Annotated in this window: 14 protein-coding genes and 1 pseudogene; 9 read left to right on the plus strand and 6 right to left on the minus strand. The window is 69.4% G+C overall.

Translation table 11 applies throughout. The features are described from left to right. Nucleotides 1-19: 19 nt before the first annotated feature. Both H9L41_RS03520 and H9L41_RS03525 read right to left on the minus strand, forming a co-directional pair. Nucleotides 20-445: a YybH family protein gene (locus H9L41_RS03520; RefSeq protein ID WP_084300231.1), complete on the minus strand. Its 426-nt coding sequence runs from the start codon at nucleotides 443-445 to the stop codon at nucleotides 20-22. 220 nt (nucleotides 446-665) lie between these two features. After that, nucleotides 666-1,847, minus strand: a complete 1,182-nt coding sequence (locus H9L41_RS03525) for a low temperature requirement protein A (RefSeq protein WP_028446232.1) — start codon at nucleotides 1,845-1,847, stop codon at nucleotides 666-668. Nucleotides 1,848-2,185: 338 nt separating this feature from the next. Here H9L41_RS03525 and ilvD point away from each other — a divergent pair. From ilvD to H9L41_RS03565, 8 genes and pseudogenes are all read left to right on the plus strand, one after another. Beyond that, nucleotides 2,186-4,043 (plus strand): annotated as a pseudogene (ilvD, locus tag H9L41_RS03530) (dihydroxy-acid dehydratase). Beyond that, nucleotides 4,040-4,342 carry an antibiotic biosynthesis monooxygenase family protein gene (locus H9L41_RS03535; RefSeq protein ID WP_028446230.1) on the plus strand — a complete coding sequence of 101 codons (303 nt, stop codon included), beginning with the start codon at nucleotides 4,040-4,042 and terminating at the stop codon, nucleotides 4,340-4,342. The pseudogene ilvD and the gene H9L41_RS03535 overlap by 4 nt, the downstream one beginning before the upstream one ends. Before the next feature lie 6 nt (nucleotides 4,343-4,348). Next, nucleotides 4,349-4,657, plus strand: a complete 309-nt coding sequence (locus tag H9L41_RS03540) for an MGMT family protein (RefSeq protein ID WP_028446229.1) — start codon at nucleotides 4,349-4,351, stop codon at nucleotides 4,655-4,657. 120 nt (nucleotides 4,658-4,777) lie between these two features. Then, the gene (locus H9L41_RS03545) at nucleotides 4,778-4,957 is read left to right on the plus strand and encodes a hypothetical protein (RefSeq protein WP_028446228.1); all 180 of its coding nucleotides are present in this window, start codon (nucleotides 4,778-4,780) and stop codon (nucleotides 4,955-4,957) included. A gap of 204 nt (nucleotides 4,958-5,161) precedes the next feature. Beyond that, nucleotides 5,162-5,650: a DUF456 domain-containing protein gene (locus H9L41_RS03550; protein ID WP_028446227.1), complete on the plus strand. Its 489-nt coding sequence runs from the start codon at nucleotides 5,162-5,164 to the stop codon at nucleotides 5,648-5,650. Nucleotides 5,651-5,704: 54 nt separating this feature from the next. Beyond that, a complete protein-coding gene (locus H9L41_RS03555) occupies nucleotides 5,705-6,340 on the plus strand; it encodes a LysE family translocator (protein ID WP_034606931.1) in 636 nt (211 codons plus the stop codon). 108 nt (nucleotides 6,341-6,448) lie between these two features. Then, the gene (locus tag H9L41_RS03560) at nucleotides 6,449-7,573 is read left to right on the plus strand and encodes a sterol desaturase family protein (protein WP_028446225.1); all 1,125 of its coding nucleotides are present in this window, start codon (nucleotides 6,449-6,451) and stop codon (nucleotides 7,571-7,573) included. 145 nt (nucleotides 7,574-7,718) lie between these two features. Continuing rightward, nucleotides 7,719-8,471 carry a hypothetical protein gene (locus H9L41_RS03565; protein WP_028446224.1) on the plus strand — a complete coding sequence of 251 codons (753 nt, stop codon included), beginning with the start codon at nucleotides 7,719-7,721 and terminating at the stop codon, nucleotides 8,469-8,471. An 87-nt stretch (nucleotides 8,472-8,558) separates the two neighbouring features. On the opposite strand, the gene H9L41_RS03570 is transcribed toward H9L41_RS03565, so the two are convergent. Together H9L41_RS03570 and H9L41_RS03575 are read right to left on the minus strand one after the other, a co-directional pair. Further along, entirely contained in the window at nucleotides 8,559-10,136 is a 1,578-nt protein-coding gene (locus H9L41_RS03570; protein WP_265584021.1) for a thioredoxin family protein, read from the minus strand. Between the two features lie 112 nt (nucleotides 10,137-10,248). After that, nucleotides 10,249-11,424, minus strand: a complete 1,176-nt coding sequence (locus H9L41_RS03575) for a PilT/PilU family type 4a pilus ATPase (protein ID WP_028446222.1) — start codon at nucleotides 11,422-11,424, stop codon at nucleotides 10,249-10,251. Nucleotides 11,425-11,603: 179 nt separating this feature from the next. Between H9L41_RS03575 and H9L41_RS03580 the strand changes: the two genes are divergently transcribed. Further along, nucleotides 11,604-12,155 carry a Crp/Fnr family transcriptional regulator gene (locus H9L41_RS03580; RefSeq protein WP_051319004.1) on the plus strand — a complete coding sequence of 184 codons (552 nt, stop codon included), beginning with the start codon at nucleotides 11,604-11,606 and terminating at the stop codon, nucleotides 12,153-12,155. A 355-nt stretch (nucleotides 12,156-12,510) separates the two neighbouring features. Here H9L41_RS03580 and fumC read toward each other — a convergent pair whose 3' ends face one another. Both fumC and H9L41_RS03590 read right to left on the minus strand, forming a co-directional pair. Next, nucleotides 12,511-13,917, minus strand: a complete 1,407-nt coding sequence (gene fumC / locus H9L41_RS03585) for a class II fumarate hydratase (RefSeq protein ID WP_028446221.1) — start codon at nucleotides 13,915-13,917, stop codon at nucleotides 12,511-12,513. Between the two features lie 203 nt (nucleotides 13,918-14,120). After that, the gene (locus tag H9L41_RS03590; protein WP_028446220.1) at nucleotides 14,121-14,948 is read right to left on the minus strand and encodes a substrate-binding periplasmic protein; all 828 of its coding nucleotides are present in this window, start codon (nucleotides 14,946-14,948) and stop codon (nucleotides 14,121-14,123) included. Nucleotides 14,949-14,970: the final 22 nt, after the last annotated feature.

The following is a 14,970-nucleotide window of genomic DNA, read 5'->3' on the forward strand; positions in this document are numbered from 1 at the left end:
GCCGTGGCCGGCCCGGCGGTCAGCTGCCGAAGTCGAACACGATGCGCCAGCCGTCGGCTTCGAGCCGCCAGACCGAGTTGTAGCGGCCGACTTCCTTGCCGGCCGGGTCGAATACCGGGCCGCGGCTCAGCGCCAGCGTGCCCGATTCGAGCACCTGCACCGATTCGGGCCGCCAGGAGAACGGCGCGGCCGGCTCGGCGTAGAAGCGCTTCCAGGCCTCGGCCACCGCCGCCTTGCCACGCAGCGGCTTGTTGCCCGAGTTGAACACCGTCTCGTCGGCGAGGAAGCGCTGGAAGCCGGCGAAATCGCGGTCTGCCATGGTCTTGGCGAAGGCCCGCTCGGTATCGGCGACCTGCTGCTCGAGTGCGGCGATGTCGGCGGCGCCGGCCAGCAGCGGCAGGGTCAGGAGGCAGGCGCCGGCGAGGCGCTGGATGTAGCGGTACACGGTTGAATCCTTTCGGTAGGGCCAGTGGGGCTGGAGCGTGTTATGGACTTGAGCGTGAGCCAATTCAAATCGCCGACGAGCGTTCGCGAGGCTTCCCGCAGCGGCGGGGACGGGAGGGGGAATGAAGCAAGGGAGCCGTTGTTTCAGCGTTCGCGGGACGTGAAGCCCCGGCTCTCCCGGGGCCTGGACGACCGTATCCCACACACGGCTCCCAGCGACCTCACCCTAGGCGATGCTCGGGGCAGAAGCTGCCGATGCGGCGTTCCCACGCGGCGATCGCCACCAGCACCAGGGTGGCCAGCGCCGACAGCAAGAGCGGCGGCAGCGCCGGCGCCGGCCAGGCCAGCGCGGCCAGCACCGCGATGCCGATGAAGGGCGAGACCGGCGGCCGCGGCCGGTTGGCGATCGCCCACTTGAACAGCGCGCAGCCCAGCAGGTAGAGCGCCGGGCCGCCGAGCACGGTCAGCACGGTGCGCGTGTCGCTGTGGCCGGTCGGATGGGCCAGCACGAATTCGTCGGCCACCGCGGCGACGATGATGCCGGCCACGATCGGCAGGTGGAGGTAGGTATAGGCCAGCCGCGCCAGCCGGCCCGGATCGGCCGAGTGGCTGATGGTGTGGCTGCCGGCTTCGGCGCTGACGTCGAAGTACAGCCACCACATCGCCAGGCTGCCGACGAAGGAGACCGCGAAGGCGGCGAGGCCGGCGGCGTTCCAGTCCTGCGCGCTGAAGGTGGCGCCGGTGACCAGGATCGACTCGCCCAGCGCGATGATGATGAACAGCGCGGCGCGCTCGGCCAGGTGACCGCCCTCGATGTTCCAGTCGGCGGTGGACGAGCGGCCCAGGCCCGGCGTCCAGAAGCCGGCCGCCGGCGAGGCATAGTCGATCGCCAGCGCGATCAGCCAGCAGGCCAGCCGCTGCTCGTCCTCGAGCAGGCCGCCGGCGATCCAGAACACCGCGGCCGCCGTCAGCCAGGCCTGGATGCGCACGAAGTTGCGGTACAGCCCCGGCTGGCCGTGCCGCAGCGACCACAGCACGAACAGGTTGCGGCCGACCTGCATGGCGACGTAGGCGCCGGCGAAGGCCAGGCCGCGCTGCTCGAACGCCGCCGGGATGGACGAGGACAGCAACAGGCCGGCCAGCATCAGCGCCAGCAGCAGGCAGCGCACCGGAATGCGCTCGGGATCGAACCAGTTGGTGACCCAGGAGGTGTAGATCCACACCCACCACACCGCCAGCAGCAGGAGCAGCGTGTGCAGCGCGCCGGCCGCGCCGAAATGGGCGATCAGGCCGTGCGACAGCTGGGTGATGGCGAAGACGAAGACCAGGTCGAAGAACAGCTCGACGAAGGTGACCTTGTGATGGCCGTGGGCGGCGGGGCCGCGCAGCAGGTTGGAACGCATCGGGTTTTCTCTGAGCCGATCGATTGGGCGGGAACGCGGCCCGGCGTGCGGCGCCGGGGCGTCCCGCGGAGTGTAGTCCAGCCGCCTCGGCGCTGCCCGCCCGGCCGCGCGGCCGTCTTCGTGGTGCGGCCCGACCTGCGCGGCCCGACCTGCTTTCAGGCTAGAATCGACCATCCAGAGACCCGGGAAGCGCCGCGCCCCACCCTGCGCCGCTACGCCGGCCGCGGCCACCCAGCCGCGCGTCCGCGAGCCGTTTCCACCCGCGATCAGACGGGCCCGTCCAGCCGAACCGTACTCCGCCATTTCGGCGTGCGCCGCCACGCCAAGGATTCCCGAGCATGCCCGTCTACCGTTCCCGCACCACCACCCACGGCCGCAACATGGCCGGCGCGCGCTCCCTGTGGCGCGCCACCGGCATGAAGGACGAGGATTTCCAGAAGCCCATCATCGCCATCGCCAACAGCTTCACCCAGTTCGTGCCGGGCCACGTGCACCTGCAGAACCTGGGCCAGCTGGTCGCCCGCGAGATCGAGCGCGCCGGCGGCGTCGCCAAGGAATTCAACACCATCGCGGTCGACGACGGCATCGCCATGGGCCACGGCGGCATGCTCTACAGCCTGCCCAGCCGCGAGCTGATCGCCGACTCGGTCGAATACATGGTCAACGCCCACTGCGCCGACGCGCTGGTGTGCATCTCCAACTGCGACAAGATCACCCCGGCATGCTGATGGCCGCGCTGCGGCTCAACATCCCGGTGGTGTTCGTGTCGGGCGGGCCGATGGAGGCCGGCAAGGTCAACTGGCGCGGCGTCGAGCGCGGACTGGACCTGGTCGACGCGATGGTCGAGGCCGCCAACGCCTCGGTCAGCGACGAGGAGGTGGCGGCGGTCGAGCGCAGCGCCTGCCCGACCTGCGGCTCCTGCTCGGGCATGTTCACCGCCAACTCGATGAACTGCCTGACCGAGGCGCTGGGCCTGTCGCTGCCCGGCAACGGCTCGGCGCTGGCCACCCACGCCGACCGCAAGGAACTGTTCCTCAAGGCCGGCCGGCTGATCGTCGAACTGGCCAAGCGCTACTACGAGAGCGACGAGGCCGCCGTGCTGCCGCGCGCGATCGCCACCTTCGAGGCGTTCGAGAACGCCATGAGCCTCGACGTCGCCATGGGCGGCTCGACCAATACCGTGCTGCACCTCCTGGCCGCCGCGCGCGAGGCCGGCGTCGACTTCACCATGGCCGACATCGACCGCATCAGCCGCCGCGTGCCCTGCCTGGCCAAGGTCGCGCCGGCCACCCAGAAGTACCACATGGAAGACGTCCACCGTGCCGGCGGCGTGATCGGCATCCTGGCCGAGCTGGACCGCGCCGGGCTGATCCACCGCGAGGTCGGCACCGTGCACGCGCCGACGCTGGCCGCGGCGATCGAGCAGTGGGACGTGGTCCGCCAGCCGACGGATTCGGACGCGCACCGCTTCTTCCGCGCCGCCCCGGCGGCGTGGCGACCACCATCGCCTTCAGCCAGAGCATGCGCTACCCCGACCTGGACCTCGACCGCGCCGAGGGCTGCATCCGCTCGAAGGAGCACGCCTACAGCCAGGACGGCGGCCTCGCGGTGCTGTACGGCAACATCGCCGAGCGCGGCTGCATCGTGAAGACCGCCGGCGTCGACGACAGCATCCTCAAGTTCACCGGCCGCGCCCGCATCTTCGAAAGCCAGGACGCGGCGGTCGAGGCCATCCTGGCCGACCGGGTGGTCGCCGGCGACCTGGTGCTGATCCGCTACGAAGGCCCCAAGGGCGGACCGGGCATGCAGGAAATGCTCTACCCGACCAGCTATCTCAAGTCCAAGGGCCTGGGCAAGGCCTGCGCCTTGCTCACCGACGGCCGCTTCTCCGGCGGCACCTCCGGCCTGTCGATCGGCCACGTCTCGCCCGAGGCGGCCGAGGGCGGCCTGATCGGCCTCGCTGCGGAGGGTGACACCATCGAGATCGACATCCCGAACCGGCGCATCCACCTGGCCGTCGACGAGGCCGAGCTGGCCCGCCGCCGCGCCGCGATGGAAGCGCGCGGCGTCGAGGCCTGGAAGCCGGTCGGCCGCGAGCGGGTGGTCAGCCCGGCGCTGCGCGCCTACGCCGCGATGACCACCTCGGCCGATACCGGCGCGGTGCGCGACGTCAGCCAGATCGAGCGCCGCTCTTGATCCTGGAGATCGCGCCGCTGCAGATCCGGCCCGGCCAGGCCGCCGCGTTCGAGGCGGCCCTCCGCCGGGCGCAGGCCCTCATCGCGGCCATGCCGGGCCATCTGTCGCACGAGCTGCAGCGCTGCCTCGAGCACGGCGACCGCTACGTGCTGCTGGTGCGCTGGCGCTCGCTGGAAGATCACGAGCAGGGCTTTCGCCAGTCGCCGCAGTACCAGCAGTGGAAGGCGCTGCTGCACCGCTTCTACGACCCTTTCCCGACCGTGCTGCACTACGAGGCGGTCGAGGGCGTGCCGGCCTGATCGGCGATGAACGCGCAGCACGCCGCCTTCATCGCCGTGATCCGCGGCATCCCGCCCGGCTGGGTGATGAGCTACGGCGCGATCGCCCGCGCGGCCGGCCTGCCGCGCCATGCGCGCCACGTCGGCGTGGCGCTCAAGCTGCACGTCGGCGGCGACGAGGTGCCGTGGTGGCGGGTGGTCAACGGCGAGGGCCGCATCAGCCCGCGCGGGCTCGACGGCAGCGACGATCTGCAGCGCGTGCTGCTCGAGGGCGAGGGCGTGGTCTTCGGCGACAACGGCCGGATCGACCTGCGCCGCTTCGGTTGGGGCGAATGAATCGCATTTCTCGGACAAACGGCCATCCCACATTCGGCCCGGGCGGACTAGAGTCAAAGCTCTCGCGGCGTTGATGGCCGTCCACTGCGGATTGGAGGTCGGATGCAGGAAAGTCCCCCGATGATCGACACAAGCAGTTACCGTGGTCCGGACCGTCGCCTGCAGGAGAGGCGAGCGCCGATACACCAGGAAGACCGCGATTGGCGCGTGCTCAACCTGGCGCTGGTGGGCAGTGAACAGCGCGCCTCGCTGGGCCGGCGATTCGAAGACTACGCGTTCCTGACGGGCCTGCATGTCTAGCCCGTGATTGCGCGGCATGCCTGAATGCCGCAGCCGGCCTGGCCGGCAACCGACAAAGGCGATCGAGACCGATCGCCTTTCGTCTTTTCCGGGCCTGCCGTTTTCCGATGCTTTCCGCCGGCCGCGCTTTGCGGCATTCTCGGCCGCAGCGATCGCCGTCGCGGCGCGTTTCGGCGCCTCGGCCCGCCACAGGCAAGGATCTCCATGGACTACACCCAACTCGGCGGCTGGCTGCTCGCCATCGCGCTGATGCTGGCCGGCCTCGCCGGCAACCTGCTGCCGCTGATCCCGGCGGCGCCGCTGCTGCTGGCCGGCTTCGTGCTCGGCGCCTGGATCGACGGCTTCGAGCGCGTCGGCTGGGGCTGGCTGGCGCTGCTGACCGCGCTGGCGGTGATCATGCAGGTGATCGACTTCGTCTCCGGCGCCTGGGGCGCCAAGAAGATGGGCGCCAGCCGCCAGGCGGTGATCGGCGCCACGCTCGGCGCCATCCTCGGCCTCTTCTTCGGCATTCCCGGCCTGGTGTTCGGCCCCTTCGTCGGCGCTGCGCTGGGCGAATTGCTGGCGCGCGGCGACCTGGCCCACGCCGGCCGCGTCGGCGTCGCCGCCTGGCTCGGCATGGCGGTCGGCACGGTGGCCAAGCTCGCGCTCAGCATCATGATGATCGGCCTGTTCGCCTTCGCCTATTTCGTCTGACGTCCATCCGCCGGGCCGCCGCGCCCGGCTTCATCCTTCATTCCGGAATCCGCCATGCCCGTCCTGCTGACGCCCGACCAGTTCGCCGGTTTCCTCGCCGCCGCGCTGCTGATCACGCTCTCGCCCGGCCCCGACAACCTGATGGTGCTGAGCCTGGGCGCCGCCCGCGGCCGCCTGGCCGGCATGGTGTTCGGCCTCGGTTGCGCGCTCGGCTGCCTGAGCCACACGGTGCTGGCCGTGCTCGGCGTCAGCGCGCTGATCGCCGCCTCGCCGACCGCCTTCACCGCGCTCAAGCTGGCCGGCGGCCTGTATCTGGTCTGGCTCGGCATCCAGGCGCTGCGCAGCAGCGGCGTCAACGCGCCGGGCTCCGCCGCGGCCCGGCCCGAACGGCTGCGCGCGCTGTTCGCGCGCGGCCTCCTGGCCAACGCGATCAATCCCAAGGTGGTGCTGTTCTTCCTGGCCTTCCTGCCGCAATTCGTCGATGCCGGCCGTGGCGGCGCGGCCTGGCAGATCGGCCAGCTGGGCCTGCTGTTCACGCTGCAGGCCGCGGTGCTGTTCGGCGCGCTCGGCTACTTCGCCGGCCGCATCGGCCAGTGGCTGGTACGCAGCCCGCGCGCGGGCGTCTGGCTCGACCGGGTGGCCGGCACGGTGTTCGTCGCGCTGGGCGCCCGGCTGATCGTGGCGCGCTAGGCCGCGGACTGCGCGCGCGATCCGGCGCGGCGCCGTGCTAAGGTGCGCCGGCCGGCGCCCGGCAATGTCCGGTCGGCCGGCCCTGCCTCTCATTCCTTTGCCATCGCCATGCTCAATCACATCAATCAACTGACCGAGTCGCACGGCCCGATGCGCCGCGGCCACGGCCTCGTCTCCGGCATCTTCGCGCTCGGCCTGGCCATCCTGTGCTTCCTCGGCGTGCTGGCCTTCCATTTCCCGGCCTACCTGACCACGCCCGAGCTGCGCCACGCCTACGACGTCCATACCATCCGGCTGATCATGTTCTGGAGCCTGGCGATCGCCGGCGCCGTCTCGCTCGCCAACATCGTGCTGGGCCGCGTGCGCTGGCTGTCGGCCTGGGCCTTCGCCTTCGTCGCGCTGACCGCCCTCCTCGGCGGCCACAAGGTGCCGGTGCACGACTTCGCCGACCATACGCCCTATATCGGGCTCGACTGGTTCATCCTCGACCTGCTCGGCTCCAGCCTGATCTTCATCTTCATCGAGAAGCTGTTCCCGCTGCGCGGCGAGCAGCCGGTGTTCCGGGCCGAGTGGCAGACCGACCTGCACCACTTCATCGTCAACCACATGGTGGTCGGCTTCATCCTGCTGGCGACCAACCTGCTGGTGCACCGGCTGTTCGGCTGGGCGGTCCACGGCGGCGTGCAGGACTGGGTCAAGGATCTGCCCTTCGCGGTCGAGCTGTTCCTGATCGTCCTGGTCGCCGACCTGGTGCAGTACTGGACCCATCGCGCCTACCACGAGGTGCCGCTGCTGTGGCGGCTGCACGCCGTGCACCACAGCGTGAAGAGCATGGACTGGCTGGCCGGCTCGCGGCAGCACATCCTCGAATTGCTGATGACGCGCACGCTGGTGCTGGCGCCGATCTTCGTGCTCGGCTTCAGCAAGGAAGTGATCGACGCCTACATCGTGGTGGTCGGCTTCCAGGCGGTGTTCAACCACAGCAACGTCAGCGTGCGGCTGGGGCCGCTGCGCTACCTGATCGTCACGCCCAACTTCCATCACTGGCACCACAGCCAGGACCAGGAGGCGCTGGACCGCAACTACGCGGCCCATTTCGCCTTCCTCGACTACCTGTTCGGCACCGCGGTGAAGAGCGACCGGGCCTGGCCGACCGCCTACGGCGTGCTGGGCGATTACGTGCCGAACGGGTTCTGGAAGCAGTTCAAGTTTCCGTTCGGCTGGAAGGGCTGAGGCGGCGACGGGCGAGGCTGGCTATATATTTTCGCCATGGGATAATGCGCGCCGCCGCGACCGGCGGTGCCTCTCCCGTGCCTTGCTGGCGCCGGTCCAGCCAGCTCCCGATTACGTCTCCCATCTGTTCGGATACCTGCTCATCATGTCCTTCGCAACGCTGTTGCCCGCCCGTTTCGTCGCCTCCGCCCTGATCGCCGCCTGCGCCGTGTTCTCCACCGCCGCGACCGTGGAGGAAGATACCGATCGCTATCTGAAGGTCGTCCAGGGCGACGTCGCCCAGCACGCGCTCGAACTGCAGGACATGGCCTGGATGGGCCTGTCCGATCCGCGCCTGTTCGACGCCATCGAGCAGCGGCTGCTGGCTGACCACGTGGCGGCCGACCGCAAGGAGGGTAAGGACGGCAAGCTGGACCGGCTGCGGATCGCGCGCTATATCCTGGCGCTCGGCTTTTCCGGCCAGTCCAAGTACGTCCCCACCCTGCAGAAATTCAGGGGTGATCTGGATTACGGGCGTTTCGCCAAGGACGCGCTGGAGGACATGCCGGTCTACGCCAAGTGGAATCCGGTGATCTCCAACCGCGCGACTTTCGATCCGAAGCTCGGCGACGAGGCGAACCGGGCGATCAACATGCTGCGGTCCGACGACATGATGCTCAAGCGGCTCGGCGCCAAGCGGGTGTTCTTCCAGGTGCGCGACGATGCGGTGCTCGACGTGCTGGCCCAGCAGGTCGAGCAGAACTACATGTCCACCAAGGACGAGAACGAGGATGCGGTGGCCTGGCTGGTCAAGGCGCTGAGTCAGGCGCGCCGTACCGGTGATTTCACGCTGCTGCGCAAGGTGCAGACCCAGGCGCCGAGCGGCAAGATTCGCAGGTACGCTTATTACCAGCGCTGATCGCCGTTCCCGCCGCAAGACATGAAAAAGGCCTGCATGAATGCAGGCCTTTTTTCTTACCGGAACGAGCGCAGGCCGGGTTTCGCGTCAGGCCGCCTTGCCCGGCTTCACCAGGCCCTCGCACACCGGCTTCTGCGGATCCTTGGCCGGCAGCTTGCCGCAGATGCCGCTCAGCTGGCCCAGCACCCGCTTCACCGCCGCGTCGTGCTTCTTGTCCTTGTTCCAGCCCTGCAGCTTGGCGACCAGCTTTTCCAGCGAGCGGCGGTTGCGTTCGTAGAAGGCGTTCTGGGTGCCGGCCAGCTCGCCGATCACGCTGCTGGCGGCCTTCTCGATGCGCGCCTCGTCCTGCGGCGCCAGCTCGACCGCGCCGCTGACGTAGGTGGTGCCCCACTGCAGGCGGGTCGCCGGGCCTTCCGAGCTGGCATAGGCCTTCTCGTACCAGTCCACCGCCGCCGCCTTGTCGCCGCGCTGCTTGGCATTGCTCGCCAGCGCCAGCATGAAGTAGTAGGGCGAGTGCGAGCGCTTGAGCTCGGCCTGCAGCAGCTTGTCCGACTCCTCGAGCAGGCCGGCCTGGGCCAGCGTATAGCCGGCGGTGCTGATCACCGACTGGCGTTCGTAGCCGTTGGTGGTGCGCTTGTCGGCGTCGGCCACCGCGGCGCGCACGGTCTTCAGCAACGGTTCGGACAGCGCGCCTTCGGGCTTGCCGAGCCGGGCCAGCGCGATCTGCGCGGTGACGGCGCCGAGGCGGTCGTTGGTCGACAGCGTGGCGTCGATCGCCAGCCGCTGCAGCGCCTGGTCCCAGGCCTTGACCAGCGCATCGCGCGCGGGGCCGGATTCGCTGACGAAGCCGGCGATGTCGCCGGCGTAGTTCACCAGCACGTCGAAGTTGTCGCGCGCCAGCTTCGGATTGCCGAGCACCTTGGCCAGCGCGGCCTGGGCGGCCGGCTTGTCGAGCGCCGGCGCCTTGTCGGCGGTCGCCGCGGCGGCCAGCGCCTTCAGCTGCAGCCGCGCGGCCAGCGCCTCGTTGCCGGCCGGCACGGCGCGCGCCAGTTGCAGCAGCGTGGCGGCCAGCTTGTCCTCGGGGACCAGCTGGGCCTGGTCGGTATCCCACGAGTAGTCGGCCAGCAGTTGCCAGTCGCCGAGCGCCAGCTTGTCGCCCTTGAGGGCCGCGGCCAGCAGCGCCTTGACCGGGCGGGCGGCGGTCAGGCCGAGTTCGAGCGTGCTCAGGTAGCGCTCGCCGTCGACCTCGCCGGGCAGCCGGGTGATCTCGGTGCCGTCGGGCTTGAACAGGATCATGGTCGGATAGCCGCGTACCTTGAACTGGGCGCCGAGCTTCTGCGCGCCGGGGCTGTCGCCGTCGAGGTAGACCGGGATGAACTGGCGGGTGCGGTCGATGAAGTCCTGCCGGTTGAACAGCGTCGCCTTCACCTGATTGCACGGCGGGCACCAGACCGCGCCCCAGTAGAGGAACAGCGGCTTGTTGCTGGACTTGGCCAGCGCGAACGCGGCGTCGACGTCGCCCTGCTGCCAGGCGATGCCGGGCGGCAGCTTGTGGTCGGCGCCGGCCGGCGGCGTGACGGCCAGGGCAGGGCCGGCGGCGATCAGCCACGCGGCGATCAGGGGAGGTGGCGCTTCATGGGCGTCCTTTATGCTGGATTGGGTGATCGGATGCTAGCGCATCCGGTGTTCCGGCATAAAGGATCAGTTGGCGGCTGTTGCGGCGCCGCCGCTGACGAGCGCTTGGCCGTGTACCGCTGCCGCACAGGCGGCAGCCGGCTCACACGACGGCCAGTCCCTCGTCCTTGTCCTTTTCCTCGCTGACCAGGCTCAGGTGGTCGAGCCCGTCGGTGACCTTGCCGCTCTCGCCGAGCTTGCTCTCGAGCTTGATCTTGAGCCGCAGCTCGTTGACCGAGTCGGCGTTGCGCAGCGCCTCCTCCATGCTGATCTTGCCGGCCTCGTACAGCTCGAACAGCGCATGGTCGAAGGTCTGCATGCCGAGTTCGCGGCTCTTGCCCATCACCGTCTTGATGCCGCCGATGTCGCCCTTGAAGATCATGTCGGCCACCAGCGGCGTGTTGAGCAGGATCTCGATCGCGGCGACCCGGCCCATGCCGTCGCGGGTCGGCACCAGCCGCTGCGACACGAAGCCCTTCATGTTCAGCGACAGGTCCATGTAGAGCTGGGCGTGCCGCTCCTCGGGGAAGAAGTTGATGATCCGCTCGATCGCCTGGTTGCTCGAGTTGGCGTGCAGCGTGCCCATCGCCAGGTGGCCGGTCTCGGCGAAGGCCATCGCGTATTCCATCGTCTCGCGATCGCGGATCTCGCCGATCAGGATCACGTCGGGCGCCTGCCGCAGCGTGTTCTTCAGCGCGGCGAACCAGTGCTTGGTGTCGCGGCCGACCTCGCGGTGGGTGATCAGGCAGTTCTTCGACTTGTGCATGTACTCGACCGGGTCTTCGATCGTGATGATGTGGCCGAAGCTGTTCTCGTTGCGGTAGTCGATCATCGCCGCCAGCGTGGTCGACTTGCCCGAGCCGGTGCCGCCGATCAGGAGGATCAGGCCGCGCTTGGTCATCACCACGTCCTTGAGCACCGGCGGCAGCTTGAGGTCGTCGAAGGTCGGGATCTTGGTGGTGATGGTGCGCAGCACCATGCCGACCTGTTCCTGCTGGACGAAGACGTTGACGCGGAAGCGGCCGATGTCGGCCGGGGCGATGGCGAAGTTGCATTCCTGCTCACGCTCGAATTCGGCGCGCTGGGCCTCGCTCATCACGCTGTAGGCCAGCGCGCGGGTGTGCATGCCGCTGAGCTTCTGGCCGCCGACCGGGGTCATCTTGCCGTTGATCTTCATCGCGGGCGGGAAGTCGTCGGAGATGAACAGGTCGGACGCCTTGCGCGCCAGCATGGCGCGCAGCAGGTCGTGCATGTACTTGTGGGCGACTTCGGGCGTCATGGCGGCCTCGTGCAGGCGGGTGGCGGGATCGGACGGGTATTTTTCCCTGCGGGCGCGGCATGGTTCGAAGGCCGGGCGGAGCGCTACTCGTGCCGCTGCCGAGGAATGCGTGCTCGGCCGTCCACAGCCTCTATAGTGAATCGAACGTCCGCCGACAAGCACCGCCCCGAGGAAACGCCATGGCCACGCCCATCCAGCCCACCATTCCGCCCAACGACTACCAGCTGGCCGGCGCCGGCGGCGAATTCCTCAGCGAACTGCGCGGCCAGTTCGGCGAATCGCCGCTGCTGCGCATGTTCGACGACGCGGCGATCGAGATCCTGGCCGACTACATGCAGGTCTACCGCGTGCCGGCCGGCAAGACGCTGCTGCGCGAGGGCGAGAAGAGCGATTTCGCGCTCCTGATCCTGTCGGGCGCGGTGAACGTGATGAAGTCGCATGCCGACGGCGGCCAGCACCAGATCGCCACGGTGCTGCCGGGCCGGCTGATCGGCGAGATGTCGCTGATCGACGGCGAGCCGCGCTTCGCCAGCTGCGTGGCGGCCACCAACGCACTGGTGGCGGTGCTGGCGCGCCGCTCGGTGCTGGCGCTGCTGGACGAGCACCCCAAGCTCGGCTCGCTGCTGCTGATGCGGCTGACCGCGCTGGTCAGCAACCGGCTGCGCCAGACCAGCGCCAAGCTGGTCGACCTGATGGCGTCGGCGCAGGCGGACAAGGCCGCCGCGCATTAGACGGATCGCTACCGAATAAATGAGCCAGGTTTTCCGTAGGTCGGGCTTTATGCCCGACTGCGGTCTAGATTGGCGGCGCTGTCGGGCGTAAAGCCCGACCTACGCTGGGGTTCGCCAAACGATGTCTATCGATTGATGACTCACCCCATTTCAAAGAGGTCGTTGACGAGCGCTAGCGAGGCTCCCTCTGGACCCCCACAAAGTCTCCGACTTTGCGGGGGCCCCGGTGGCGGCGAGGGCGGGGGAGTTGGGGTGAATCAGGGGGAGATCCCGCGGTTCAGCCTGCACGAATAATGAACGCCCGGCTTTGCCGGGCGTTGCGCTGCCATCCGAGCCTGGCAACAGGCCGGGAGACCTACGGGACCGACGGGTGCGTCATCTCCAAGGGCACCATCCACGCCGCGAACTGCGCCTCGGTCAGGTAGCCGAGCTCCAGCGCGGCCTCCTTCAGCGTGCTGCCGTCGTGGTGCGCCTTCTTGGCGATCGCCGCGGCGCGGTCGTAGCCGATGTGGCGGTTCAGCGCCGTCACCAGCATCAGGTTGCGCTCGAGGTTGGCGGCGATCTTCTCGCGCGCCGGTTCGATGCCGACCGCGCACTGGTCGTGGAAGGCGTCGCAGGTGTCGGCCAGCAGCGCGATGCTCTCCAGCACGTTGTGCACCATCACCGGCTTGTAGACATTGAGCTGGAAATTGCCCTGGCTGCCGGCGAAGGCCACCGCCGCGTCGTTGCCGAACACCTGCACGCAGACCATGGTCATCGCCTCGCACTGGGTCGGGTTGACCTTGCCCGGCATGATCGACGAGCCCGGCTCGTTCTCCGGGATGGTCAACTCGCCGATGCCGCAGCGCGGCCCGCTGGCCAGCCAGCGCACGTCGTTGGCCATCTTCATCAGTCCGCCGGCCAGCGTGCGCAGCGCGGCCGAGGCGTTGACCAGCGCGTCGTGGGCCGACAGCGCGAAGAACTTGTCCGGCGCGGCGCGGAACGGCTGGCCGCTCAGCGCCGCGATGCGCGCCGCGGCGCGGTCGCCGAAGGCCGGATGGGCGTTGAGCCCGGTGCCGACCGCGGTGCCGCCGATGGCGAGGTCGTACAGGCCCGGCAGCGCGTTGCGCACGGTGGCCAGGCCGAAGTCGATCTGCGCCACCCAGGCGCCGATCTCCTGCCCCAGCGTGATCGGGGTGGCGTCCTGCAGGTGGGTGCGGCCGGTCTTGACCAGGCCGGCGTGCTCGGCGGCCTTGGCCGCCAGCGTGTCGCGCAGCCGGCCCACGGCCGGGAACAGCCGGCGCTCCAGCTCCTCGACCACCGCGATGTGCATGGCGGTCGGGAAGGTGTCGTTGGACGACTGGCCGCGGTTGACGTGGTCGTTCGGGTGCACCGGCTTCTTGCTGCCGAGCTGGCCGCCGGCCAGCTCGATGGCGCGGTTGGCGATCACCTCGTTGGCGTTCATGTTCGACTGGGTGCCCGAGCCGGTCTGGAACACCACCAGCGGGAAGTGGCCGTCGAGCCGGCCGTCGATCACCTCGTCGGCCGCGCGCACGATCAGTTGCGCCAGCTCGGCCGGCAGCTCGCCGAGCTCGGCATTGGCCTCGGCCGCTGCACGCTTGAGCAGGCCGAGCGCGCGGATGACCGGGCGCTGCCAGCGGAAGCGGTCGACCCCGATCGGGAAGTTGTCGATCGAGCGCTGCGTCTGCGCGCCCCAGTAGCGGTCGGCCGGTACGGCGACGGCGCCCATCGAGTCGGTTTCGGTACGTGGTTTGTTCGGCATGATCTTCTCCCGGTCGATCGGCTGGTCGATCGCCTTGGGGTTGCGAGGGATGGATGAGTTCCCGCGCGCTGGATGACGCGAGAGGATGTAGGTCGGAATTCATCCCGACAGCCCATGCTGGCCTGCAGCGAGGTCGGAATGCCTGGTGAAGCGGGGCCGGCCCTGAACGCCGACCTGCAGAACGCCCGCGACGCGCCGGACGGTCACGGCGCCACGAACACCGCGCCGTAGTCGCCGCGGCGGATCGCATCGTAGCTGAGCCCGATCGCTGCGCGGTAGCGCGCCTCGAGCTCGCCGCCGCGGATCAGCGCCTGTACCGCCTGCTCGTAGCGCTGCATCAGCGGCGCGGCGTCCGGGTGGTACCAGTGCAGCTGCGGCTGGGCCGCCACCAGCGGTTGCAGCAGGCGGATCTTCAGCCCCAGCTCGCGCTGCTTGTCGCGGCCCCACAGCACGTCCTCGAACTGCACGTCGACGCGCCGCGCCGACAGCTGGCGCAGGCCGTCGATGGCGTCGCCGACCATCACCGGCCGCCAGGCGCGGTAGCCGGCGATCGGCTCGGGATACAGGTAGTCGGTGACCATGGCGACGCGGGCGCCCCTGAACTGCTCGATCCGCTCGTAGCGGACCTGCGGCGACCCCGCCTGGACCCAGGCGCCGACCAGCCAGAATTCGGTCGGCACCTGGGTGCTGCGCCAGCCGGCCGGCAGCAGCTCGCGGTCGGCGAACAGCATGACGTCGATCTTGCCGGCGCGCGCCGCGGCCGCGCAGCGGCTCTGGGTGGCCGACTGGAAGCGCAGGCCGACGTCGAGCTCGGCGAACACCTCGCGCATCAGCTCGAGCGTAAGGCCGTGGTAGCCCCTGTCCGGCGTGAAGGCGGCGTAGGGCGCCCAGTCGTCGAAGCAGACGGTCAACTGCTCGCGCGCCTGCGCCGCGCCGAGCAGCAGGAGCGGCAGCAGCGCGGGCAGCAGCCGGTTGCGCGCGCGGCGCCAGGATGCGGTCGATCGGAGGGAAAGGGCGCGGACGGTGGGCATTCCTTTAGATGTATGCCCATTT

Source organism: Chitinimonas koreensis (genome assembly GCF_014353015.1).
Classification (GTDB): Bacteria; Pseudomonadota; Gammaproteobacteria; order Burkholderiales; family Chitinimonadaceae; genus Chitinimonas; species Chitinimonas koreensis.

Bases quoted from the DNA above. Each gene is read 5' to 3' on its own strand.
- H9L41_RS03525 (WP_028446232.1), bottom strand. From the start codon at position 1,847: ATGCGTTCCAACCTGCTGCGCGGCCCCGCCGCCCACGGCCATCACAAG.
- H9L41_RS03540 (WP_028446229.1), top strand. From the start codon at position 4,349: ATGAACGCGCAGCACGCCGCCTTCATCGCCGTGATCCGCGGCATCCCG.
- H9L41_RS03545 (WP_028446228.1), top strand. From the start codon at position 4,778: ATGATCGACACAAGCAGTTACCGTGGTCCGGACCGTCGCCTGCAGGAG.
- H9L41_RS03550 (WP_028446227.1), top strand. From the start codon at position 5,162: ATGGACTACACCCAACTCGGCGGCTGGCTGCTCGCCATCGCGCTGATG.
- H9L41_RS03555 (WP_034606931.1), top strand. From the start codon at position 5,705: ATGCCCGTCCTGCTGACGCCCGACCAGTTCGCCGGTTTCCTCGCCGCC.
- H9L41_RS03560 (WP_028446225.1), top strand. From the start codon at position 6,449: ATGCTCAATCACATCAATCAACTGACCGAGTCGCACGGCCCGATGCGC.
- H9L41_RS03565 (WP_028446224.1), top strand. From the start codon at position 7,719: ATGTCCTTCGCAACGCTGTTGCCCGCCCGTTTCGTCGCCTCCGCCCTG.
- H9L41_RS03575 (WP_028446222.1), bottom strand. From the start codon at position 11,424: ATGACGCCCGAAGTCGCCCACAAGTACATGCACGACCTGCTGCGCGCC.
- H9L41_RS03580 (WP_051319004.1), top strand. From the start codon at position 11,604: ATGGCCACGCCCATCCAGCCCACCATTCCGCCCAACGACTACCAGCTG.
- fumC (WP_028446221.1), bottom strand. From the start codon at position 13,917: ATGCCGAACAAACCACGTACCGAAACCGACTCGATGGGCGCCGTCGCC.
- H9L41_RS03590 (WP_028446220.1), bottom strand. From the start codon at position 14,948: ATGCCCACCGTCCGCGCCCTTTCCCTCCGATCGACCGCATCCTGGCGC.